Annotated in this window: 16 protein-coding genes; 2 read left to right on the forward strand and 14 right to left on the reverse strand. The window is 58.6% G+C overall.

Going from position 1 to position 23,017, the window contains the following annotated elements; genetic code table 11:
• Positions 1–518 precede the first annotated feature (518 nt).
• From AWB64_RS04630 to AWB64_RS04695, 13 genes are all read right to left on the reverse strand, one after another.
• Positions 519–4,973 carry a DEAD/DEAH box helicase gene (locus tag AWB64_RS04630; RefSeq protein WP_082850365.1) on the reverse strand — a complete coding sequence of 1,485 codons (4,455 nt, stop codon included), beginning with the start codon at positions 4,971–4,973 and terminating at the stop codon, positions 519–521.
• Complete coding sequence (locus tag AWB64_RS04635) at positions 4,963–6,996, reverse strand: phospholipase D-like domain-containing protein (protein WP_060817445.1); 2,034 nt, start codon at positions 6,994–6,996, stop codon at positions 4,963–4,965. The genes AWB64_RS04630 and AWB64_RS04635 overlap by 11 nt, the downstream gene beginning before the upstream one ends.
• Complete coding sequence (locus AWB64_RS04640) at positions 6,993–8,399, reverse strand: hypothetical protein (RefSeq protein WP_157766585.1); 1,407 nt, start codon at positions 8,397–8,399, stop codon at positions 6,993–6,995. The genes AWB64_RS04635 and AWB64_RS04640 overlap by 4 nt, the downstream gene beginning before the upstream one ends.
• 116 nt (positions 8,400–8,515) lie before the next feature.
• On the reverse strand, positions 8,516–9,148 hold the full coding sequence (locus AWB64_RS04645; RefSeq protein ID WP_060817447.1) for an OmpA/MotB family protein: 633 nt from the start codon (positions 9,146–9,148) through the stop codon (positions 8,516–8,518).
• On the reverse strand, positions 9,145–10,848 hold the full coding sequence (locus AWB64_RS04650; RefSeq protein ID WP_060817448.1) for a hypothetical protein: 1,704 nt from the start codon (positions 10,846–10,848) through the stop codon (positions 9,145–9,147). The genes AWB64_RS04645 and AWB64_RS04650 overlap by 4 nt, the downstream gene beginning before the upstream one ends.
• Positions 10,848–12,110: a hypothetical protein gene (locus tag AWB64_RS04655; RefSeq protein WP_060817449.1), complete on the reverse strand. Its 1,263-nt coding sequence runs from the start codon at positions 12,108–12,110 to the stop codon at positions 10,848–10,850. The genes AWB64_RS04650 and AWB64_RS04655 overlap by 1 nt, the downstream gene beginning before the upstream one ends.
• Before the next feature lie 28 nt (positions 12,111–12,138).
• On the reverse strand, positions 12,139–13,047 hold the full coding sequence (locus tag AWB64_RS04660) for an ATP-binding protein (protein ID WP_082850378.1): 909 nt from the start codon (positions 13,045–13,047) through the stop codon (positions 12,139–12,141).
• Between the two features lie 577 nt (positions 13,048–13,624).
• Complete coding sequence (locus AWB64_RS04665; RefSeq protein ID WP_167353897.1) at positions 13,625–14,914, reverse strand: glycosyltransferase family 2 protein; 1,290 nt, start codon at positions 14,912–14,914, stop codon at positions 13,625–13,627.
• On the reverse strand, positions 14,839–15,516 hold the full coding sequence (locus AWB64_RS04670) for a glycoside hydrolase family 16 protein (protein WP_157766587.1): 678 nt from the start codon (positions 15,514–15,516) through the stop codon (positions 14,839–14,841). Before AWB64_RS04670 ends, AWB64_RS04665 begins: the two co-directional genes overlap by 76 nt.
• A gap of 22 nt (positions 15,517–15,538) precedes the next feature.
• Positions 15,539–16,840 (reverse strand): nucleotide sugar dehydrogenase, encoded by a 1,302-nt coding sequence (locus tag AWB64_RS04675; protein ID WP_060817452.1) that lies wholly within the window; start codon positions 16,838–16,840, stop codon positions 15,539–15,541.
• Entirely contained in the window at positions 16,824–17,909 is a 1,086-nt protein-coding gene (locus AWB64_RS04680) for an efflux transporter outer membrane subunit (RefSeq protein ID WP_060817453.1), read from the reverse strand. The genes AWB64_RS04675 and AWB64_RS04680 overlap by 17 nt, the downstream gene beginning before the upstream one ends.
• A 66-nt stretch (positions 17,910–17,975) precedes the next feature.
• Positions 17,976–18,983 (reverse strand): hypothetical protein, encoded by a 1,008-nt coding sequence (locus tag AWB64_RS04685; protein ID WP_167353898.1) that lies wholly within the window; start codon positions 18,981–18,983, stop codon positions 17,976–17,978.
• Between the two features lie 556 nt (positions 18,984–19,539).
• On the reverse strand, positions 19,540–20,784 hold the full coding sequence (locus AWB64_RS04695) for an EAL domain-containing protein (RefSeq protein WP_060817456.1): 1,245 nt from the start codon (positions 20,782–20,784) through the stop codon (positions 19,540–19,542).
• A gap of 251 nt (positions 20,785–21,035) precedes the next feature.
• On the opposite strand from AWB64_RS04695, the gene AWB64_RS04700 reads away from it, so the two are divergent.
• Positions 21,036–21,626 carry a recombinase family protein gene (locus tag AWB64_RS04700; RefSeq protein WP_060817457.1) on the forward strand — a complete coding sequence of 197 codons (591 nt, stop codon included), beginning with the start codon at positions 21,036–21,038 and terminating at the stop codon, positions 21,624–21,626.
• A 2-nt stretch (positions 21,627–21,628) separates the two neighbouring features.
• Here the strand turns inward: AWB64_RS04700 and AWB64_RS04705 are convergent, their stop codons facing one another.
• Complete coding sequence (locus AWB64_RS04705; RefSeq protein ID WP_060817458.1) at positions 21,629–22,201, reverse strand: recombinase family protein; 573 nt, start codon at positions 22,199–22,201, stop codon at positions 21,629–21,631.
• 295 nt (positions 22,202–22,496) lie between these two features.
• Between AWB64_RS04705 and AWB64_RS04710 the strand changes: the two genes are divergently transcribed.
• On the forward strand, positions 22,497–23,015 hold the full coding sequence (locus tag AWB64_RS04710; RefSeq protein WP_060817459.1) for a hypothetical protein: 519 nt from the start codon (positions 22,497–22,499) through the stop codon (positions 23,013–23,015).
• Positions 23,016–23,017: the final 2 nt, after the last annotated feature.

Genomic DNA, 23,017 nt, shown 5'->3' on the forward strand with positions numbered 1-23,017 from the left:
ATGCCCCCAGAGAACGGCTTCGTGAGGGTTCACTTGAAAGTGCGATCGAACTCCCGACCGTTTTGGCTTGACAGACAGCGAGGTTTTGCACCGCACGTCGCTGGCACCAGTCCACAGTACTCCGTGACAAAGGATATCGCAACGGTTTAGTCAGAGCCGCGCTGTTAAGTTGGAAGCAGCGAAATCTCGCCCCTGAATCGTTAGAAAATTCCAACTCACGCTGAGTCAAACAGTGAGTATGCTCAACCCGTCAGCCACCCGTTCCGGCAGCGATGACCGAAGCGGTAAGCGTCACGGCCTGCATGACGGGGCCGCCAGGTCTAACTCAATAGTCAGCACCGCCGGCCCATTCCGGACGGCCTCGGTATTGATCGATAGACAGACCTCACATTCGAGTAAGAGAGCCAGTCCTATTCCGAGAAAAGAAAGCGGGGGCACGCAGGAATCCGGGTACCGCCAGCGTGGCCGCACGCTATGCCCTGCTTCTGACGACGACCCGATGTTGAAAACGCGTCCCCTCACAAATCCACTTTCACCGCACCGACTGCCTCGACAAACGCATCACGACAGGCCTTCTTCTGGAAGTTGGCTAGCGCCTGCATCTTCATCCGAACGGTTTGCCACGCCTCCAGCAGTTCAGTCCGAGCGCTGTCCCACGAGCCCGGTGCGTGATACACCGCCAGGAAGCGGTACTTATCGCCTTTCCAGGTGAAAGCACGGCACCCGTCGGAGGGCTCTCCTTCCCATGCGTCCATCGAGACGTGAGGAAATTCATGAAGTTGCGATAACGGTAAAACCGGTCTTTGGCCTTTCGAAATTGGACTTGCAGCTAGTTCCCACAGCATTTTGGGTCCTGCAAACACGCTGCCACCCGACATTGCATCGTTAAGGTCCAAATAAGCCTGCAAGCGAAAATGCTCGGCTCCATCGGTGCTCAAACGCAGGACACCGCCTTCCAGAAACTCAAGGGGTGTCACGGTCAATCGGCGCTCCGCAGAGTCCCCGCCCCCCTCATACAACGCGTCCAGAACCGCGTCGAAAGCTTCCGAAAACCATGCCCGAATCCCGGCAAGCACCTGTCCACAAACCATCAGATCTTCGTGTTTCATATTCGAGATGTCACCGTCTTTAGTGTTGTTGAGTAGCCGCGAAACATGAATGTCACCACCGCCAGAATAGGCCGCGCTCAACGTATCGACAGAGGGAAAAGCACACCGCGACCGATACGTAGCCTCCACATGCTCGGCCGCGTTTGTAACCATACTTCGGTAAAAAAGTGCCACCCGTCCAGCGTGTCCAGCGAGTTGCGCGAGCAGGCGCCACTCGGCGCCGCCGGCCTCGCGCACCATGGCCGCGAACCAGACGATGCCCGCGTCCTCCATCAGATAACCCCATCGCCGCTCGCGGTTTTGCCCTGCAAGCCATCGCGGCACGTTTTTCCCATCCTGGATCTCGCGCACCGCGTCGGTTGCGCATACGGCCGCACGCAGCAACCAGAACTCGCCGCCGATCGACTCAAGCAGCACCTTGCCGGCCACGCTCCCAGCAGCGGTGAAGGCGAACGACACGTCTACCTCGCAACCAACCGTGTTGCGCGAACGATCGAATGCGAACCGGCTGTCGGGTACGTGACGCACGCCCCATGGACCGCCGTCGCGAAGCGCCGTGGCCGGAGAGCCGGCCAGATCGGCAGCGAACGGAACCAGAACCTCTTCCGTGCACCGGATCTGCGGATCCTTCGCGGACGCTCTCGAGAGCCGCAGGACATTCGATCCGCTCGTGACCACGCGTCGCACACGCGTGCTATCGAACGCAGGCAGGTACACGGTCGATTCCAGCAAAGTTTCGTCGGCGAGTTGCGTGGGCCGCACGTTCTCGCCCACGTGCTTGTGCCGAATCCCGCGCGCCAAGGCGATCGGCACCGCTACGTCCCCGTCCTGCACAAACTTCGCGCTGTCAGGATAGAACACCGCATCGCCACTCTTCGCGCCCGTTGCGGCTGTGACGAGTATCGAATCATCGGCGCCGAGCGAGTTGACATCGAGTTCGCCGATTTCTTCCTTACGTTTGCCAAGGTCCATCCGCAGGTCGCTGGCGATCTTCCCCCTGATCACGCGGTCTACCTGATAGCGGTCAAGCGTACCGTCGAGATACGGGAATGCCACACCGAGGCGCGGCAGCCCTTCAGTTGTGCCCGGTTGCGCGCTCGCGTAGTGTTCGATCCGTCGCCCGATCAGGCTCCCGAGGCGGTCGATCCGTCCGATACGCTGCTCAAGGTCGCCCGACGTCCACGCGACACCGTAATGCACGATGTTGTCGCAGAAGAGGTGCATGTCGACGCCTTCCTTGAGCACGTCCGTGCAGACAAGCACATTCGGGTGGGTCGGAAACTTGAATTGCGTAACGGCGTTCTGGTTCTCCAGCCGGCTCGATCGTCCGATCACCGGCGACATCAGGCGAAACGCCATGTGAACGCGTTCGCGGCAAATTTGCTCCCAGCCAACCGCCGTTCCGCTGCGCAAACATTTATCGACGATCAGGTCGAAATGTTCGATCCAGCGCCGGAACTTCTCCTTCCAGTTGGCGATATACGTCGCCAGCCCATCCAATACCGGCGTCTGGGCGCTCTCGAGCATCCACAGCAGCTTGTCGGGCAGTTCGGTTGCACCGTCAGGTGTGTTCGAGACGTGCGTGTTGAGGATGTAGAGATCGACAATGAAGTCGGTCTGCCGCATCGACTGCAGTACGCACAGTTGCAAGGCGGCGAGCTTCCACGCATCGGGCGACGAATGCGTAGTGTTTGCGAAAAGCCACGCGTGCGTGTTGTCGTCGCGAAGTTGGGTCACGCGTTCTACGCCCAGAATCGCCGCCAGGAAACGCAGCCAGCGTTCACCGTTCTTTACCCAGATTGCTTCGTGCGCTTGACCTGATTTGTCATTGCTGTCTTCGGGGCGTTTCAACAGAAATCCGCGCAGGGGCTTCTGCGATGGATCCTTCGCGCTCAGAAGCCGCGACCCGAATGACACCAGCTTCCCGTGGTGCTCCTTGATACCCGAGGCCCGTTTCAACGCTTCGAAGTAAGGCAGGCTGACCGCATCGCGAAACTGGCTGCCGCGCACGGTTGCGCCTGACACGCCGAAATCGTCTTCCTCGTCACCGTCGAGCGACTGAGTGGGGATGTCGATGCTGTCCTCGTCAAGCACCTCGCCTGAGTCATCCACCCGGTTCCACCAGGACGCACTCGAATCCCACAATGACTTGCCCCGCTGCTCGAAATCCGGTTTGATGAGCAAAGCTCGCCACACGGCAATCCGCTGATCGACCTGCTGCTGGAACCGCACGTTCAGCAGATCGCGAATCTCCTCGACTGTGTCGATACGACGGACGAACACCAGCGTCTTGTCGTTGCCACCGTCTTTCAGACTGTGCTCGAAGAGTTCGTCGGCAGTTCGGTTCAGCTTGGCGTGAGGCAACGCGACAGACTGAGATGCGAGCAGTTGCGCGCGGTTCTGGGGCGTCATCGCTTTCACAAAACTGTGGTTCAGATCGTCGATGACGGTCCGGTCCAGCGCCGCATTCGGCTCGTCGTTCTGTTTGCCCTGCTTGCCGTCGCGAGCCGCCTCATACTCACGTGGAACCTCAGGGGCGGCCACGGCAGCCCTCCTGCGTCCGATGATCCGCCCAACGGACGTCGAGAGCGACTCGAACGACGCACACTCGCCCTGCCGGAACCTGTTCTGCTTGCCCGCAAGCGCGCCGACCAGATGCTTTTGGACGAGTGCCATGGTCAGCGAAAGGAACGGATCGTCGGCGCCTGAATACCGCACGCGCTCGTATTTCCGGTACTGGATTTTGCCGTAACGATTGTCCTGTCTATCAGCATAGGTGCGCGTGCGGCGCACCATCATCTGGCGGAGCAGTTCCACCACGTCGGGCTTGGTGCCAGGCTGCGAATCGAGTTGCCAGGTGACGCGACTGCATCTGGCCTGATGTTCGCAATCTCCGCAGTCGCGGGGGATTTGCACGGCGCCCTCGCTACCGCCGGCTTCAGCGACAGGCACCTTGCGGCATAAATAGGTGTCGAGGCTCCTGATATCGCGCGTGCTGGAGTGCAATGGCGTGGCGCTCATGAAGAGCCAGCGGTCGACATGGCGCCGAAAGATCTGGGCGATGTGCTGATTTTGATAATTACCTGTGTGACGCAGGTATTGTGCTTCGTCGAAAATCACGAGGTCAAGCGGCTGGTTTGGCCTCGGTTCGCAGTTTTCGTCGATTGTCGTGCCGTTGGTCAGCAACGCTCCAATGCGTCGACAGTAAGCCGCGGCGAGCGCGTGTGTCGCGTCCTCCTTCCACGTATCCGAGCGCTCGGAGAAACTTTCAGCGATTGCCTTTTCGTCCTCATCCAGCTCCCCTGGGTCCGCCACCCCGACGAGCGCCGCATAGTCCGCCAACATCGATTCGGGATCCGCGCCTTTGAGCGTAAGCGGCCGGCTGAAAGACGAATACCGCAGCAAGTGAATCCGTGCATCACCGAGCCGCATCGCTTTGATGAAATCGCGCAAGTTGTGGTGGAAGTGCAATTCCTCGAGCTGGCTGGCGTCGGCGGAACTAAGGAGCCGATCATCCAGCAGCTTGTAACAGGTGCGCAGGAACTCCGACCATTCGCTTTGCCACTGGCGCTGCAGCGTAGCGCTCGAACAGACGATTACCACCCGCGAATCCGGCTTGCGCAGGAATTGCGTCGCGATTATGCCCATCGCCTGGCGCGTCTTTCCCATGCCGACTTCGTCGGATAGATAGGCGAAGCCCTTGTGCTCGAGAAGATGCCAGAGTCCAGCGACACCTTGGCTTTGCAGCCTGGCCTGCAGACTGGCCGTCTCCGGGCCTGCCGCATCGTGTCCGTCGAAGTCGATGTACGACCGCACCATTCCCGCAGTTAATCGTGCGGGGATGAGGTTTTTGTTATTCGGCATGCGCTACTCCGATTTCCTGACTGATCTCCTTGCTGATCTCGCGGTGGAACCAGCCGAGGAAGTCTTTGATCCGCTCAGGCGTCGCCGTCCCGAACATCGAGGTGAACGATGGTGAGTTGCCGAGCAGTGACACCATGTCTTCGTGAAGTTCGTCGATCTTCTCGTCGATATCTTTCCGTAACGACGGGCTCGACACGTACTGTCCGGCCGCATCCAGTCGATCCACGACGTCACGCATTTCCGTCAGTTGGATATACCGGCCGATCTTTTCCTCGGGGGTCGTGGCAGGTTGTAGCGTTATTGCGCGGTACAGATTCGTCGCACCATATGGCGCCTGCTTGTCATAAGGATCGCGCTTTTTACCCGCGCTGCCCGGCTTCTGGTAGTACTCAAGCAACTTCCACGTGCCTTGGAACAGCCCGAAGAAATCGAACGTCGGCTCGGCCGGCTCCTCTTCGCCGTCGCCACCGCCAAGGCCAAGCGCAGCACGTTCACGCATCTTGCTGTCTGAGGCATCGGGATTGAGACTGCGTAAGAGTTCGAGAACTTTCTTCAAGCGCGGACGCGGCTGGTAGCCGAGTTCGTCGGGCAACGCGTTCACCTGCGTGACGAGACCTCGAAATGTCGCTGTGTCATCTTTACCAGACGTGTATACGACGGAAAACGAACGCACCGGCTGGGCGCCCTTGAACGGCAGGGGCGGCATCACCTGCGTTTCGCCTGCCGGCATCACGGCAAACTGATGCTCGAAACCATCGGCGCGCAGGACGATATCGCGAATCGATTGGTCGCTGGTAATGGTCAACTGAGCGCAAAATACGCGCGCCCTCCAGTCACACAGCACGATGGCCTCGAAAGGCGGAAGAGTCGGTGCGTTGTCTTCATCTTGTCCCGGCTCGGATGGTGCGAGTTCGCCTTCGTCCAGCAGCTGAAATTGGCGGTTCCAGAGATCGGGGGCATTCTTCAGTTCATAACGAAGCATCGCCTCGACGTTCGCGAGCGACTGGCCTTGAGGCGCAAGCATCGCTGCCTGCGTGAAGTTCGCAGAGCCAATGCACAGCACGCGCGCTTCGTTAGCGTCTTCGAGTATCAGCGCTTTAGCGTGCGTGTAGCGCTCGCCGTCCTTGCTGAATTTGCGAAATCCACGCCGATAACCAGGCGATGCGCTGAGCGTTTCGACTGGGAACCTGTACTTGCCGTCGGCATTGAGCGACGGCACGAAGAGGCATTTCTCGACTCCGAGCTTTTGAACGAGCGTTTCGACGCCGCTCCAGTATGGAGATACAACTGTCGCGGAGCGCCACGGCCGCGATCCTTTTAGCGTGTTAAGCAATGAATGTCGCGTATCGCGCTCAAACGGCAGGGACAGATGCAACGTCGGCATGTTTGAGGAGTCCGGCGCGAGTTGGCTAGCGTCGGAGAGCGCTTCGAGCAACGCCGTGAGGATCGCGCGCACATCGCCTTCTTCCTCGTGCGGTTGGCCGCCCGTAGATGCGAAGTGGCGCTCCGCCTGGCTGGCGAGCCATGCGAGCAAAGGGCGCAACTCGTCGGCGTGCTGGCGTGCCACGGCGGTCATGCCGACGACCTCGCGATTCACCGCCCAGCCGGACAGTGTGAGATTGCCGCTGCCAACGGACAGCCACAAACCCTTTTCTTGCGTTTGCTTCAGCGTGCCGGCCATCAGCATCAGCTTGGGATGGAAGCGGCCTACGGGGAGCCCGACCGGCAGCAGACCGTAGCGCATATCGCCTTTCGGCTCAGGGCACGTCGAACGATCGCAGGCAACCAGACACTTGATGACACTCAGATCTTCGTTGATTACGTAACGCGTTTCCGATGTCCCTTTCAGTTCATCGACGGTATCTCCTACCAGCAGCGGCAACACATTTGCCTCGAAGAACTGCGACACGAAGTTAAATGTCGTGAAGAGAACGTAGCGTGGATGGTCCGTCGAGAAGCGGTCGCGGATATGTTCGAGCGTGCCGCGCATCACGTGATCGATCTTGGCTGGCGCCCCGCTCATACCGGCTCTCCAAAAACTTGCGCATAAATATTCGATGCGGTGTTGAGGTAGTAGTCGTTCATCCACGGAAAGCCGTCGACAAGCCGCTTTTTCGCGTCCTGCCGATCGCGGTCGCCTGCGACCGGCAGCACGATAACGTCGCCTTCGATCAGCACCAGGGGATCGCGCCCGCGTTCGGTCATACACCGCTTGTGATAGTCCACTAGCTCGCGCGTGAACGCGATCAGACACACGCGGCGCGCCGCGGAATTCGCGGCGGGAACGCTGGCTGCGAGGATGTCGGCCAGCATCTGCATCTGCTTCATCCGAGGTGTTTCGAGCTCACTTCCGAGTCGCTGGAAGGCCGCAGCACGCTCGCGCATCTGAGAGAACACCTCTTCGAGTTCGCGTGCGAGTTGCTCAAGTTTCTTGCCGGGCGATCCGCGCAGAAAGTCGAAAACGTCCTGCATTACTAATAGGAACGGCTCGCAGCGGAGCACGCTGTCGATGTCGTGTGCCAATTCCTCTGACTGAAGAAGGCGAATGCGCTGTTCGATGCGCAGGCCCTCCATATTCGTTGCTCGTCTCAGCGCCAGGAAATCGCGCGCGAGGGTTCGCTGGAAGTCTTGCCCGAATAGACACTCCTGCAGTATTGGCAGCAGGCAGTCATAGTCGAATATCCGCTCGAGCGCCTTCGAGAGCGCTGTGCCATTAAGGTAGCGATCCGGCTCGAGAGCGGTCTTCGCATTCGCAAGAGGGCCTGTCAGCGCGCCAAGCAGTTCATCTGTGGCTTTCGGAGTCCAGTGACGATTCAGTTCTTTGCAGACTTCGGGTTCGACTCTCCAGTTGTCGTCGATCAGACCTGCGCGTCGACTGGTGCCACGGTAATACTGGTACAAGCCGTTCGCGACGGTCTTGCCGGTCTTGGTCGTGACATAAAAATCCTTCCCTTCGGCGGCGAGCGTGTTGTTGCCGAAGCAATAAGGGCGCTTGTTGTGATAGAGCCAGTATTCGACAAGACCTTCCATTAGCCGGAAGAACTTGCGGGGCGCATCGTCACCCGCCAGCAGTTGGCGAAATTTCTCTTGCTCATTGGCGAGCCACTGAATCAGGACGACGGCCTTGATACCGTTGACTTGCCCGACGGGCGACGCCAGGTGAGGGACGAGCTTTCGTCCGAATGCGCTCCACACCGGCAAGAGCCCGAGTGGATCACGTCCGCCGGACGAGCGGCTTAACGCAGGATCGGGATCCGTGAAGTAAGGCAAGGCGATGGCGATGCCGTCGGCAGCGCTGCTGCGGTCGAGTTCAGTCATCGAAAGGGAATCAGATTCGTGGCGGGAAGGGGGCGATTGACACGGCCATTGGTGTCGCTGGGTTGCGTTTTCGAATGCATAGTCTTGGGATTTGACTAACGTCCTCACCAAATCCTTTAGTCACCACTCCAGCTGTGCCGTATCGGCAACGGTTGCCGTGATTTTGTATTCGCCACGCAGGTCGATCGACTTCTGGTCCAGGCAGCGTGGCGAGCCGACACTGGTTACATGCTGAAGCTGACTTCCACCCGGCGATTCCTGGAGTCGCCCGGATCGACTCCCGGCAGCGGACGAGAGTCTCCGAACCCCGCCACAACGACGCGTCTTGCAGCATTGGCATCGAGCGTGTTCGTCAACAACTTGCGCGCCTCGCGGGCGCGGGCCGCTGACAGCGTGTAATTGTCGTCGTACACGGTGCAGAAGCGGGCGAAATCGACTACAGGCTTTTCGACGGGCAGATTGTCGGTATAGCCTTCGACGACAATCTGCCCGCTTTGCACCTGCTGCAGATAGCGGACAATTTCCGGCTCGACGCTCTCGAACGCAACCTGGGCCTGCTCAGTGACGCAGGCGCTGCCCCGCGCGAAGACGTTGTCCTTGAGCGTCATCTTGTTCGCCTGCATGTCGAACGAGACCAGGTTCGACGCACCGTGCTCATCGAACGAGCGTTTGATGTCGGCGAGAATCATCCCAAGACGCTGCTGCTTCGTGACGGCGCTTTGCGCAAGCTCCTGCTTATGCTTGATCGCTGCATACTGATTCTGCAGCACAGCGACGACGAGTAGCAGCATGACGACCGCCATCGTGCCTGCCATCAGGTCGGCAATCGACACCCATTCATTCGGCTTTTCTTTCATGAGAGGCTGGCGCGTCGCGTGCGTTCAGTCGTGGTTTTGGTAGTGCGCCGGGCACGCTCGGGAGCCGCCTTGATCCGCTGCGCTGGGGCGCTGCGCCTGGAGATTTCCTCGAATATCTTGCTCATCCTGACATTGCCTTCGGACACCGAGGTCAAACCGAGTTGAATCGGTTCGGCAAGGTTTTTGATCATCTCAGTGGACTCGGTCACGGATTCGGACAACGCGTCAGTCAGCGCGCTCAGTGAAAAGGATGTTTCGGCCTGCAATTTGGCCGAATCATTGATGGCGCCCTCGACAGTTCCACTGACCTTGTCGAGTGTCTGGCTCACCGAACTCGACAATTGGCTGACCGACGTCCTGATGCCCTCAGTTGCCGTTTCCAGTTGCACCCCCATCTTGTCGAGCGTCTTATCCACGTTGGTCGACATCAAGGTGACGGAGTCGCGGATGCCGTCCGTCGTCGCCGCCAGCTTCGTGCTCATGTCGTTGAGATTGCTGTGGAAGCTGCCGTTCATCGACGCGATGCTGTTTGCGAGGCCTTCCTTCACATCGCCGAGGACCGAGACGATCTGTTGTTGCAGCTCGCCGATAGCGACCTGCAATTGGTCAGCGCTGCCGGACATTGCCTGTGCTGCCGTCGACATCGTCTCGCCCGCTTCGCCGAGGCGATCGATATTCTCGATATTCGCCTTGACGAAGTCTTCAATGGCTGTGCGCGTATGCTCCGCGTGCGTGGTCGCGACGCTGATTTGCTCCGTTTGGGCGTCGAGCCTTCCGTGGATTGCCTTGGTCGCCGCGACCCCTGCGCGCGAGACGTCGGTGAGACCTATCAGCATCCGCGAGTGCTCGGCGAACTCCGCCTGGCGTCGCTCGTCGTGTTGCTGCATGTGAGCGGCCACGCGCTGCATCGCGGCGCCGACGATTGCGCTGAACTGCTGAGTTTGCGCGTCGAGTTTTTCATGCGTGGTGGCGGTCCCGGCGACGCTCGCACTCGCCGCTTCGTTCAAGCGCTGAAGAAGGGCGGCGTGTTCGGCAGACTCCGCGCGTCGTTGCTCATCCATCTGCATCAGGCCGCCGACGATGCGCTCGCCCACGGTTTCCAGCGTAGTCACGAGGCGATCCTCCGCACGCGCCTTTTCTTCCGTTTGCAGACGGGCGACCTCGGCAGCGTGGGTCTTCAGCGTCGCGACGCACCAGCGCAGACGCCGGTCTTCATAGCCGTTGACGACAGTCCACGCCTTCAAGGCGAGAAACGCCATGATCCCCCACGTAGACGTCTTAAACTTGGTTCCGAGGCCCTCCATCATGCCCTTGAGGTTTTCCATCGTGTCGTCCATCGAGACGCTGGCCGCGTTCGAGTGCTGCAGGATGTACGACGCCTTGTTCAGGGCAATACCGAGGCCAAGGAACGTGCCGAGCAGGCCGAGGATCAGCAGGATGCCCGGCATGATGTCGGCGAGCTTCTCCCAACGCGTCGCGACGATGTCGCTCAATTCGTGGCTCGATCCGTATTCGGCGGCCAGCACGTCGGTCTGCGCACTGTCCGTCCGGCGGTGCCAGTTCGTCTCCCATCGACGCTCATTGGCACTAAGCCTGACGCCGACGATAGTGAAGGCGAGCAGAAGCCCCATTACCGAGGAAAAGACGACCTGCAGGAATTCTCCCCGAGGGAGCAGAAATGTGAAAATGTCTTGAATCATCAGCCGGCCACCATCACAAGTTGCTCCGCGCGTGCTTTGCTCGCCGCCGCGAAGATATTGGAAAAGTCGTTGATCAAGGAGAGTTCCGCTTCAGGCAGATCGCTGAAGCGCTTCTTGCTCTGCACACAGTCGATCACGATCTTGCCGACACTCACCGCGCTCTCGGCGAGCCAGGAGAGATCCTCTGCTTCAAGCCTCGCCTCGTCCTTTTCGATGATTTGCAGGAAGCCTTCCGCGGCCTGGATGAGAATCTGGAACTCGCTGTTCCGGCTTCTATCCTCGATGATTTCTTCGTCAAGCTGCTTGACCTGGGCACGTAACGACTTAAGTGTGGCCTGCTCGGCTTCGCCCAGAAGATTCATCTTGTCGGAGAGTTCGAGCTTCTTCATCTGAACCTTGTTCTTTGCCAGTGCGCCCTCCTTGCCCGTCTGCTGGTCACGCTCGGCTTTGAGGTCGTTGCCCCACGCGACGACCATTTCCTCGAACACGAACGCGATCAACGGCTTACCGTAGCGTTTCTGCACGATCTTCTCTAATCGCGCGGCGTCGACATCACTCAACTGCGGATTCTCGTCCAGCAGGTTTGTACTGACCTGAATAAGGAACATATCGTTGTCGCTGATCTTCTCGATGTCGCTGAGCTTGCGAATCTTCTTCTCGGCGTTCGCGAGCAGGCGCTGCGCCGCTCTCAGGCGCAGGTAGTGGTCTATGTCTTCGATCACACTGTCGTTGAGCAGTTCGTCGATGCGAGTTCTGAGCAGAATGGAATTGTTGATAAACTCGGCAATCTTGACGCCGCGCTGCAACTCCTCGGGCGCCATCTCCTTAGCCTTCGCCAGCACTTCCTTATATGCTTCTGCGGCGTCGATTTCTTCTTGCGTCTGGTAGTGTCGCCGTGCTTCCTTCGCCATCTTGATGGCCCATTCAATGGCGGCTGCAATGCGCTTGGCGAGCGGATGCTCGTCGATCGTGCTCACGAAATCGAGCACCTTGGCAACCGCGGCTGCGGCAGCCCTGACCTCGGGGTGCGGTATCGTGAGAGCGGCCGCCGCGGCCGCATCACGCGCCTTCACGAGCCATGGCTTGACCACGGTCCAGACTTTCTTGATCTCGGCGACGGCGTGCTCGGCCTCGTCGGCGAGGAATATAACAACCTTGCCGGTCACTTCCTTCGCCTTGCGAATGACCGGGTTGATCACCTCGTTGACGACGAAATCCTTTGCTGCCCGAAACGCGGAACCTACGATGGAAAACAAGCCCATGGCTACCCCGATGAATGATGTATTTGATCTATGAATTCAGGCCGAGCAGCCGGGTCGCCGCCTGCGTGGATGCCGCGAGCGTATGGCCGCCTGACGCGACATTCGCGCGAGCATTGAGGATCTGCGCTATGGCTGAAGCGATGTGAGTCGACGTGAGTTGCGCAGCGTGACGCGTGTGCTGCGCGGCGAGAATCGCCTTTGGTAAAGCAAGCCGCATCGCGTTGCGAATATCGCGACCGGAGAAACCATCGGACAGCGTGGTGGCTTCTTCGATGATTGCATCGCGCGCTTCGCCGAGCGGGATGCCGGATACGAGCATGCGCGCCCACAGCTGCCGGCGCCCATCGATATCCGGGAGCTGGAACGAAACGTGGTGAGTGATCCGGCCGAGAAACGCCTCGTCGTAGTTGCGCGCAAAATTGGTCGCGAAGACGACGACACCTTCGAAGCGCTCGAGTTCGATGAGAAGCGTGGAGCGCATCGAGTTCACTTCGTTGTCGATGCCTTGCGTGACCGACGACAGACGCTTGCCGAGTAGCGTGTCGGCTTCGTCGAAAAAGAGCAGCGCGCCCGCCTCATACGCGCTTGCGAAGGCCGCCTGGATGTTGCGCGCCGTTTCACCCATGAACTTGCTTTCCAGCTCAGCGATGCTGATCTCGATGATCGGCAGGTTGAGCACACCAGCGAGCGCATCGGCCGCCATGGTTTTACCGGTGCCGGGCGGGCCGTAGAAATTCAAAATCGTTGAGCGCCCCATCGGATCGACCGCGCCGAATCCCCAGTCCAAATAGATCGTTCGGTGAAAGCGTATTTTTGCGAGGCTCTCCTCGAATTCGAGACGTGTGTTAGCTGGCAGAATGAGATCGTCATCCAGCTTGAAGCGTGCTTCCCGGCAAGAGAACGATGGCACCGGCTCAAGTGCGGTGTGAGTGGTCATAGATAGTTGAATACGCGGATTGATCAGCGTCAACGCGGAAGGCAGCAATTCCCATATTTGCCTGACGCCATTACATAGGTGTTATCGACAGACTTAAGCGGATCTTTAGTAATCTGTGCGTTCGCGTCCAAATGCGTGGCCTTACCCAGACGCCGGCTGCAATCCAGAGGCGGCAAATTATGCGATTCGCATTGAATATGCCTCGCCGTGGTGATCGGGCGGCGCCCGAGCCACTTCAAGAGAAAGACGACACGAACGCAGCGCATCGTACGACGCAACTTGGACATTTCGTGTCCCATTGGAATCCGACGCGACGGTATGCTCCATCTGGCCATCGACGGATGGTGACCCAGTGATAGCATCGCAAGCGCCTTGATGGCAGCTAGGCTCGCACGGTGGCGGAAACGTTCCACGGAGAAGGATTCGCTCTGCTGTATCGCAAACTTCTCACCCTGCTGTGTACTCTGACCGACGGAAAAGCTCCTGCTGGTCGAGTGAACAGCACCCGCGACCAGCCCCCCCCGCATGTGCGACGTCGGCCGTCTGGTAACGAGCCGCACAATATTCCTTGTGCTGCTCAAGTCTTTTTGGACGATGTACCCCGCGTACCCCACTCCCCGACGTCGAACGTACAGAGCGCAACGAGGGTAATCAGAAAAGAGTCCGCGATAAACCACATCCCAAGTGCACCGATGATCAATGGATTCACTTTCTGTTCAGGGTTATGCCACCGGACGTACAGGTTGTAGAGCAAACCGATTAAAACCCACAATCCGAAATAAAGTTGCATGTCGCGCAGAAGGTTTTCCGCAAGCCAACCCGACGCCAGACCGTAAATGCACATCGCGGGCCAAAGCACTTGCAGCGCGCCCGGGATCAGGAGATTCACAACTGTCAATGGATGCAGCACTTCGAGGTTTGTCCAGAACTTCCGCACTGTCCAGAACAGGTCGCGCAGTCCGCTGCGCCGCCAGCGCAACTGCTGCATGAATAGTTGCCTGAAGTTGTTCGGCGCCGCCGTCCAGCATTGCGCGTTGATGTTGATATAGGTCTTCAGGCCTTTCAGCAACAGCAGATGCGTCATGTAGCGATCCTCGCCGTCGCGCACACCGACACCAAACCAGTTCCGGCGCTTCACCTGCTCCTCGATGGCCTCGAAATGTTCGCGCCGTACCGCGAACAGGCACCCCGAGATACAGATCACGTTTCGCGTCCAGTTCTGCAACATCTTCATGATCTGGAAGCTGTAGTAGTAAACGACCGTCTGACATTGAGTCAAGACGTTCTCACGCGCGTTACTGATACCGACCCGGCCTCCCACTGCACCGATCGTCTCATCCAAGAAGCAAGCTGTCAGTTCTGCGATGGCGCGCCTGTCGAAAATGCAATCGGAGTCGATGCAGATCAATATCTCGCCCGACGAATGCGACAGGGCATGCGAGAGCGTCTGGTGCTTGCCAGAATTGACCGGGTTACGGAACGCCCTTACGTTCTTCCAGCGCCGCGCGGCGCGTTCGATCCATTCGAACGTGTCATCGGCAGAACAGTCGTCGACGGCGATGACATCAACCTTCTCCATCGGATAATCGCTGGCAAGAATGCTTTCTATCGTCCGGAACACATGCTCTCCTTCGTTGAAGCAAGGAAGAAGCACGCTCACCCGCGGCTGCAAAGCGTAGTTTTTTTCCAGAAACGTTGATTTCGCGCCGAACCGCAACATCAGCGTCACGCCGAAGTTCAGCACCATCACCATCAGCGGTAACGCAAAAATCAACTGAACAAATGTATCGGTCACAGTGGCCTCAAAGACTTGATCATGAACTCGATTTCCTGCTGACTTCGTGGGTACGGCCGTCTGAATAGCCACAGATTGATGACCAGCGTCTGTGGCCGATCGGCAATATTGCCTCGAAAGCTCACTTCACGACCTTGCTGCAAAGGCGACTCCCAGCTCACTGAATCACGTTGCCAGTTAAAGGCGAACATCGAGTGCGTGATATTTTCCTGCACGCTCAGCGCAGCATGACGCTTGCCGATACCACTGCGATTCCACACCGTGTAGTTGACCTGCGGCGCATTCGCTTCGCCCCAACGCGCGATTTCGATGTCAATCTCGTTGGTACCATCCGGACCGACATCCGCGGGCGGATACATAAACACGCCGAACACGACGTCCGGATCGACGCTGCCGATAGGGCCGCGAACATCGAATGCGTACCGGCCAAAACCGAATCGTCTTGTCGACTCGAGTTCGACGCATGCAAACCGGCCGTCCGGCAAGCGCGCGATCTTCAGATGCAACCATCCATCCGCATCGACCCATGCGCCATCTGCATTCCATCGGTCCGAAGCGCATGGTTTGCCCGCCCCCGTCCGGACGCGCCATTCGGTGCCTGCCCACTCGATCCCCCTCGCCGACGCCGCCGACACGCACACCAGCGCAAGGATCGCGCAAAGCCGCCTTTTCATCGGATTCACCTCTCGCGCAAGTTCAGGCTCGCACCAACGTGACATTGTGCGGTTCGCTGCCACGGGCCAGTACGCCCTTCACGTCTGTGACCACAGCTCCATGTCGTGGGTGAATGTGCTGGAGAATCATGTTCCAACCGCCGTGCACGAATTCGGTGTGAGCGACGGCCAGCACCACGGCGCGAGCTGGTTCGCGTCGTTCGAAACTCGTAAGCCTGATGCCGTATTCCCGCTCCACCTCTTTCGGGTCCGCGAGAGGGTCGATTACCTGCACGTCGATGCCCCAGCTCATGAATTCCCGAACGAGTCCCACGGCTTTCGAATTGCGAATGTCGGACACATTCTCCTTGAACGTAATGCCCAGCACGGTGATTCTCGAATCGAGCGGCAGGCCGCGATGACGCATCGCCTTCAAGGTCTTTTCCGCGAGAAGGCCCGGCATCTTATCGTTCACTTCTCGTGCCGCAAGGATCAGCGACGGTATGTAGCCCACCTGCGCGGACCGGTGCGTCAGATAGTACGGGTCGACGGAAATACAATGACCACCGACAAACCCCGGTACGTACCGGTGAAAATTCCATTTCGACGCAGCGGCGTTGATTGCGTCATGCGTGTCGATGTCGAGCCGCGAAAAGATTTGCGACAGTTCGTTCATCAAGGCGATATTGACGTCCCGCTGAGTGTTCTCGATCACCTTGGCCGCTTCCGCGACCTTGATGTTTTCTGCGCGGTATGTCGTCGTAATCTTCGAATACATACCGTCGATCAGCTCAAGCGTTTCCTGTGTGTCGCCTGACACGATCTTCGTCGTGGAAGTGAGCGTATGAACCTTGTCGCCGGGATTGATGCGTTCCGGCGAGTAAGCCACCCAGAAGTCCACGCCATGCTGTAACCGGCGCTCACCCGTAAGTTCGTCCCGGTGCTCCAGCAGCGGTACGCAGATGTCCTCCGTCACACCGGGATACACCGTGCTCTCGTAGACAACGGTCGTGCCAGCCTTCAGGTGCCCCGCAATTGTCTTCGTTGCGCCGATAACGGGACTGAGGTCTGGCACGTTTGCGTCTGTGACGGGTGTGGGAACGGTGACTACGATGAGGTCGGTGTCACGCATTGCCTCACCGGCATCGCTTACGAGGCGCCAGTTCGCAGAGCGAAGATCGGCCTCTGCGAGTTCGCCCGTCCTGTCGCGGCCAACAAGCAGTTCGGCGATCCTGATACCGTCGATATCGTAGCCGGTCACATCGAAATGCCTAGAGAGTTCGAATGCGAGCGGGCATCCCACGTAACCCAACCCGACAACCAGAATCTTATTGATCTTGCGCATAGTTCTGAGACAGTAGCGTGATTTGCAAGCGTGTCAGATGGACTTTCATGGCGGCCATGGCGAGGCTGACGCGCACCTTCGATTTCATCCTTAGCGCTTCTGGCGAATCCAGCTTGCGCAGCCGCTCGTACTCTTCGCTCAGGCGGCGCTGTTCATCGATCAGGTGCGGCAGGATCCCGTTCTGCACGCTCAAGAGATCTGCCGTGCTTCTTTGCAGTCCGTCGACTTTCTGTGCAAGCTCGTCATTCAGCTGTCGCCGCATCGTCATCAGCGAATTCGTCGCGTTATCCAGCTTTCTGCCGTACGACATCGCGTTAAAGTTATAGGTGAAGGTGACGGAAACGAACGGTTGATATCCCGTCGACGTGTTGAACGGTGCGCCCGAAATCGGCTTTTGCACACCACCGATCAACGACACATCCCATGCCTGTAACTTCTGCTTGTGATTCAGCTCGTCCTGAAGGGCCAGCGTCGACTCGTCGATCTTCGCCATCGCCTCCTTCAGATCAATTTTCGGAACGTCGGGAATCTGCTGCGACGCCACGTCAGTTTTCGCGGCAATGTACTGCGTGTTCACCTGGTCGCGCTGCTGCTCGAGCGTCAGCAGGTCCGACAACGTCCCGTTGCCGGTGCGCAGACGCTTTTCTGTCGACGCGATCTCTTCGTCCAGGATATCGAGCACGTCCTTCAGATCCGCTGCCTGCTGAACGGCAATCTGCTGTTTGATAGAAGACATGCCATATTTGACGACGCGATCAACACTGAGCGTGCGGCTGTACAACTCGCACTCCAACTCCGCGGCCCGCGTCGCCGACCTGCCCTGCAGATCTTTCGACAGGCTTTTCGACAGACCGATCACGACCTGTTTGAGCGACGGATTCGAGTCCGATTGCCCCAGACGGCCAAAACCCTCGACGCCGGAATCCAGCGTGCGTTCGGCGTCCGCCTGGTCCTGCACGTACTGGCAATAGGCCCGCTTCTCGCCTTCCGACGAAGTCTGCGCAAACGCACTAGCGCTCAGCGTACCGATCAGCGCGAATACAAACACTTTTTTGATTTTGGATGACATCAATTCGGCTATGGTATTACGAGAGAGATTTCTCAATCGGCATGCGGTAGTAGATTGACCGACCTCCTAAAACAGAAGCGGCTTGTGTCCGATAAAGACGACGGGCGACTGTTCGGCAAACTTCACCGAAAAACTCACTCGCGCAAACTTGCCCTTGATATCCGTCTTGAACAGGGGCTGTCGCGCATATTCCTCGGCCTCGTATACGTGCTCGATGGCGCCCACTCTCCGGCACATGACAACCTGGAGATAACAATCAAACACGGGCGCCCCCGGCGTCGCATTGACGAGGTTGTCATATGCGACGAAGACAACGGGAACACTGCGAGTCAACGCCAGGTAGTACGGCGAGCGCTTTGCGACGTCTAATACGCGCTCCGCATTCGCCACTGTTGCGCGCAACTGGTCGACCGATTGGCGCGCCGTTTCGGCGTCGACGCTGGCTTGCGCGAGCGTCATCCGCAATTGCGCCTCATTGCTCAACGATTGCAGCGCACTCAGCGACGATGCCTCCCCTCCACCAAGCGTCCTACTTGCAGCAGCTGCCGTGCGCGCCTGTTCCCGGAGCGTGATCTCACTGATGTGCGTGTCCGTTATCGCATTGATCGCAGACTGAATATTGAGGCGCCGCGACATGGCCTCGTCTTGGGTAATCAGACCGGCTGTCAGATCGGATTCGACGGAGGCTAGCATCGGCCTCACATCGGACGCGGCCTTTTCAGTTTGTGTCGCGTCGATGCGCTTTCTGCTCAACGCAGACCGTAGATCGGACTCGCTTAGCGCGAGTGCGTGCGACTCGCTATGCGCCGCGGCCTCGAATCGCTCGATGAGCTTCCGCGTGTCGGCAATTTGTTCATTGATCACGCGATATTTTTCAGACGCCGTGGCGAGGTCGACACGGTTCTTCAGCAACTCGGCCTCGAGCGCAGATACCTGAGGCTGATACGCCAACACCTTTTCCTGCGTCGGCGACAGGACGATCGGCGCGGACCAGTTGCGATTGACGGCGTAGAAGCCCATCAAAAACAGATACGAAAGGACGCCTATCACGATCACCAGAAGAATTCCGGCCATCGTCACGCGGTAAGTGGAAACAATTGTGTTTTGAAAGCGCTTGAAGTTCATTGAACGATGTACTCTTTTTCGCCTGCTGGCTTTTTATTTTCAGCCCATGCGAACGGCGGTTTTCACCGCGCGCGATGGATGAACGAATCTGCTTTATTTGCGCTGCTCATCGGGTCAAGAAAACACAACCCGATATACTGTAGCCACCGATCGGGACACTTCATGTCCAAAATGAGAAATCGCGCCTCTCTTAAGTTCGGCCTCGTTCCGTGTCCCTCGAAGTGCGCGAACTTGTGGTGCGCGCTCTGCAATTCCGGTTTAGCTCCGCGCACGTCGCATGTCAGGTACTTGACACGCGTTCGTTCGATTGCTGCGAGTACGCATTGTGCGTGGCCGTCCAGACAAACGATGTCTTTATCGACGCTATAAAAAAGATGAAGACTAAAGTGGAAAAGTTGGTTTGACGAATAGACGTCCGCGTGATGCTGCAGACGCTTTCGACGCGTGTCATATCTTCTTTGAGCCGGTTACCCCGCATGTTCCGGATCAAAACCACTGACTTGCGTTACCGATTCTCTACCCCGTTCGCATACCTGGAATACAAATAGCCTTGCAGACCTGTTGCTCCGCTTGCGCAGGCCGTCCGAGCATCGCCCGCCGTCTCAATTCCCTCAACAACAACCGATGCGACGCAGACTTTCGCGAACCCGATAAGTTGGACCAGACGCGCAGCCGCTGTCTTGTCGTGACGGCACGCCGACATTAGAGAGCGGTCGAGCTTGACGATGTCGACACCGAGGCTGACGAGGTTTCGCAAGCTGCCGAAGTCGTGCCCGACATCATCGAGCGCAACCCGGCAACCAAGCCATTTGATGACCGAGACAAATTCACGGGCAGCGTCGAGATTGGCGAGGGGAAAGGTTTCTGTGATTTCTATCGTCAGGCGCGATGCAACTTCAGGTTCTTCGACCAAGGTGACGATGAGCGACGCCCACCATGCATCGATTGCTGCGCTTGCAGCCGATACGTTGCACCCCATTCGCGCGTCGGGGTTCGCTCTCAACCTGCCGATGATCGACTCGACAACCCACCTGTCGAGACGCCGCACCACCCCCAGACGCTCGAGCGCGCGCACTTCCGAACCGATCCGGCAGCGCTCGTCACGACTATCGCCTGTCTTGCTTAGCAGCGCTTCGTGATAATGCGTCGTCCCGGGCTCCTTCGCGTCGCATATGCGCTCGAGTTCGAAGTCGAGCTGGCGTTCGTCCATTGCGCGGAACACCCGTTCGGCCACTTGAGTATCCGCGAGGAACTGTTCGCGCCATTCGTCACCAGACTGCATTTCTGACGCTCGCGCGGCATTGACGGAATCGATATCGAAGGGCTCTTCGGCGAAGTGGGCAACATTCGCCTCGATCACGGGGAACGCGACAGCGGAGCCTGACCGCACGGGACGATCTGCAAGATCAGTCAGAATACGATCCAGCAGAAGCGAGGGAAGCGTGCCAAAACCGCGATGGGGGTCTTGCATACCCGACGACGCGTCGAACACGAACAATATATGCTCAGCGCTCATCGCCACTGTGCCAGAGTGTTGCCTGCACAATTCGCGGGCCCGCTCGCGGACCACATGGCGCACCGTTGTGGCGAACATCGGACCGTAAGCGCGCTCGATCTGCGGAAGATTGACAAATGTCGCGACGATGCACAGTGCCGCGGGCCAGTCGCTTCTCGCAGCCGGTCCGATGCCGAAGCGTTTCAGCAGCGACGCGAGCTCCGGCCGAAGCCCAGGTAGTCTTTCGTGACTCATTGCGCCGAACCCATCCCGCCGCCGCGCAGACCAGCCCCGCAGCGGGGTACAAAAGGGTTCCTTTGTGTCACGATCCATCATAGTTCAAGGCTTCAGAAAAACCAGAGAGAAAACATGAATCTGCTGTGCCCGCTGACGCGGCTTTGTGCGGCGACAAAAGGGAACCTTTGTGTCAATGCATGAAGACCACTTTCTTGCAAGGTATGCATGCACGCCGACGCCAGGGAGATAAGTTTCAGCGAGGCACTACAATGAAGATCGGCTACGCTCGCGTTTCGACGGAAGAACAGAACCTCGATTTGCAGATCTCGGCGCTGACAGCAGCAGGCTGCGAACTGCTCTTTCGCGATCATGGCGTGTCGGGCTCGACGTTCCGTCGTCCAGGACTGGATGACACGCTCGCGCAACTCGATCGCGGCGACACGCTAGTCGTATGGCGCCTCGACCGCCTGGGCCGATCATTGATGAAGCTGGTTGAGCTGATCGAGACGCTCAATATGCGGGGCATCCGCTTTCAATCGCTCACGGAAGCGATCGACACCACAACGTGTAGCGGCATGTTCATCTTTCACATGATGGCTGCCATGGCTCAATTCGAACGGACGCTGATCAGCGAACGGACGCGCTGTGGTATGCAAGCGGCACGCGAGCGTGGCCGTCAAGTGGGACGGCGCGCCGCGATGACTTCAGCGCAATGCGCGGAGGCGCTTGCGCTTTCGCGCACCGTGTCTGTTGCTGAACTTGCCGTGCGGTTCAGTGTGCATCCGCGCACGGTGCAACGCGCGCTGCGCAATTCGACCTTGCCGGCTCCGCCATCGGAATCATGTCGCGACCAGGAATAGCGTTACGCCAGCCGACGCGCTTCGAGCCCATAACGGCGCAAGCTGCGAAGCAGCGTGCGTGGGTGGACCTCGAACCGTTGGGCAACGATATCGGACGAATGCAGCGTCAGCAATTGCTGGGCTTCGACGCACTCGGTCTGAGTCATCGCGCGGCGTCTGCCGACGTGCTGCCCGCGCGCTTTAGCGGCGAGCATGCCGGCCCGCGTTCGTTCGCCAATCAGCGAGCGCTCGAATTGCGCGAGCGCGGCCATGATATGAAACAGCAGCGTCCCACCCGGCGAAGTCGTGTCGATGCACTCGGTGAGAGAAGCAAACTGAACGCCTCTTACGCCGAGCTCGTCGACCAGTTCGACGAGCTTCGTCAGCGAGCGCCCCAAGCGGTCCAGACGCCACACGACCAGCGTATCGCCTTGGGTCAGCGCAGTCATCGCCTGGCCGAGGCCGGGGCGAGAGAATCTTGCACCCGAGATCCCCGAATCGGTGAAGATGTCATCGCAGCCCGCCGTTTTCAACGCTGCAAGTTGCAGGTCGAGATTTTGATCATCGGTAGAAACTCTCGCGTATCCAATTCTCATTCTTTTTGGAGTTGTGCAGCACGGCCAGACCCGGCAAGCGAACCTGAACCGGGCATCGCATCGTTGCGCCTCTGCGATGTGCGGTTGGACACTACGACCACGCAACATTGGACATCATCGATGGAGCTCGATGAACAGTCTGTTTGTCAAATGGCCGGACGTGGACTATAGAAATCGAACAGGACAAACTGTGTCCAGATTGATCGCGCACATCGTCAACTCGTTTGGGACATGATTTGACTCAAGGGTCCCGCACACTGCGCACTCAGACAACGACCGGGAGTTCCCCACACACATGACTAAACCGACCAACACGATTCGCGCAGGCGCAACGCAGACCGATCGCAATGCAAGCGGTATCGGACAGACGCTGTGCATTGCGATGCGGCTTTGGGGGTATGAAGAATCGGAGGTTCAGTCGTGGATGAGAGAACTGCCCAGACTGAACGGCGCGATAACGTGGAAGATTTCTCATGACAGGCTTGCACACGGCGCCGACGTGGTCGTGCACATCGTCAAGCCTTCGCGTCGCGCAAGCGCCGCGCTCTGCTGGAATTGCGCAGGGGCCAACTACGCCGTATCGCAATCGCTGGCGGAGTGCGGGATTGAAATGATCCTGTTTGAGGGTAATTCGGATCAGTTGCCACGCAAGCGCACAGGTCATTGGGCAGCGGCCGGCACGTTGTCGCCGAAGGCCGCGCTCGGCCGTTTGGGCTGCCTGATCGCGGCTTCCTCTACCCGTCAGCCGCTGATGCCTGCCGTCGTGCGGCGCGATCTGCTCAGCATGATCACGCCGCAACTCGACGCAGCCTGATG

Source organism: Caballeronia sordidicola (genome assembly GCF_001544455.2).
In the GTDB taxonomy this organism is placed as follows: domain Bacteria; phylum Pseudomonadota; class Gammaproteobacteria; order Burkholderiales; family Burkholderiaceae; genus Caballeronia; species Caballeronia sordidicola.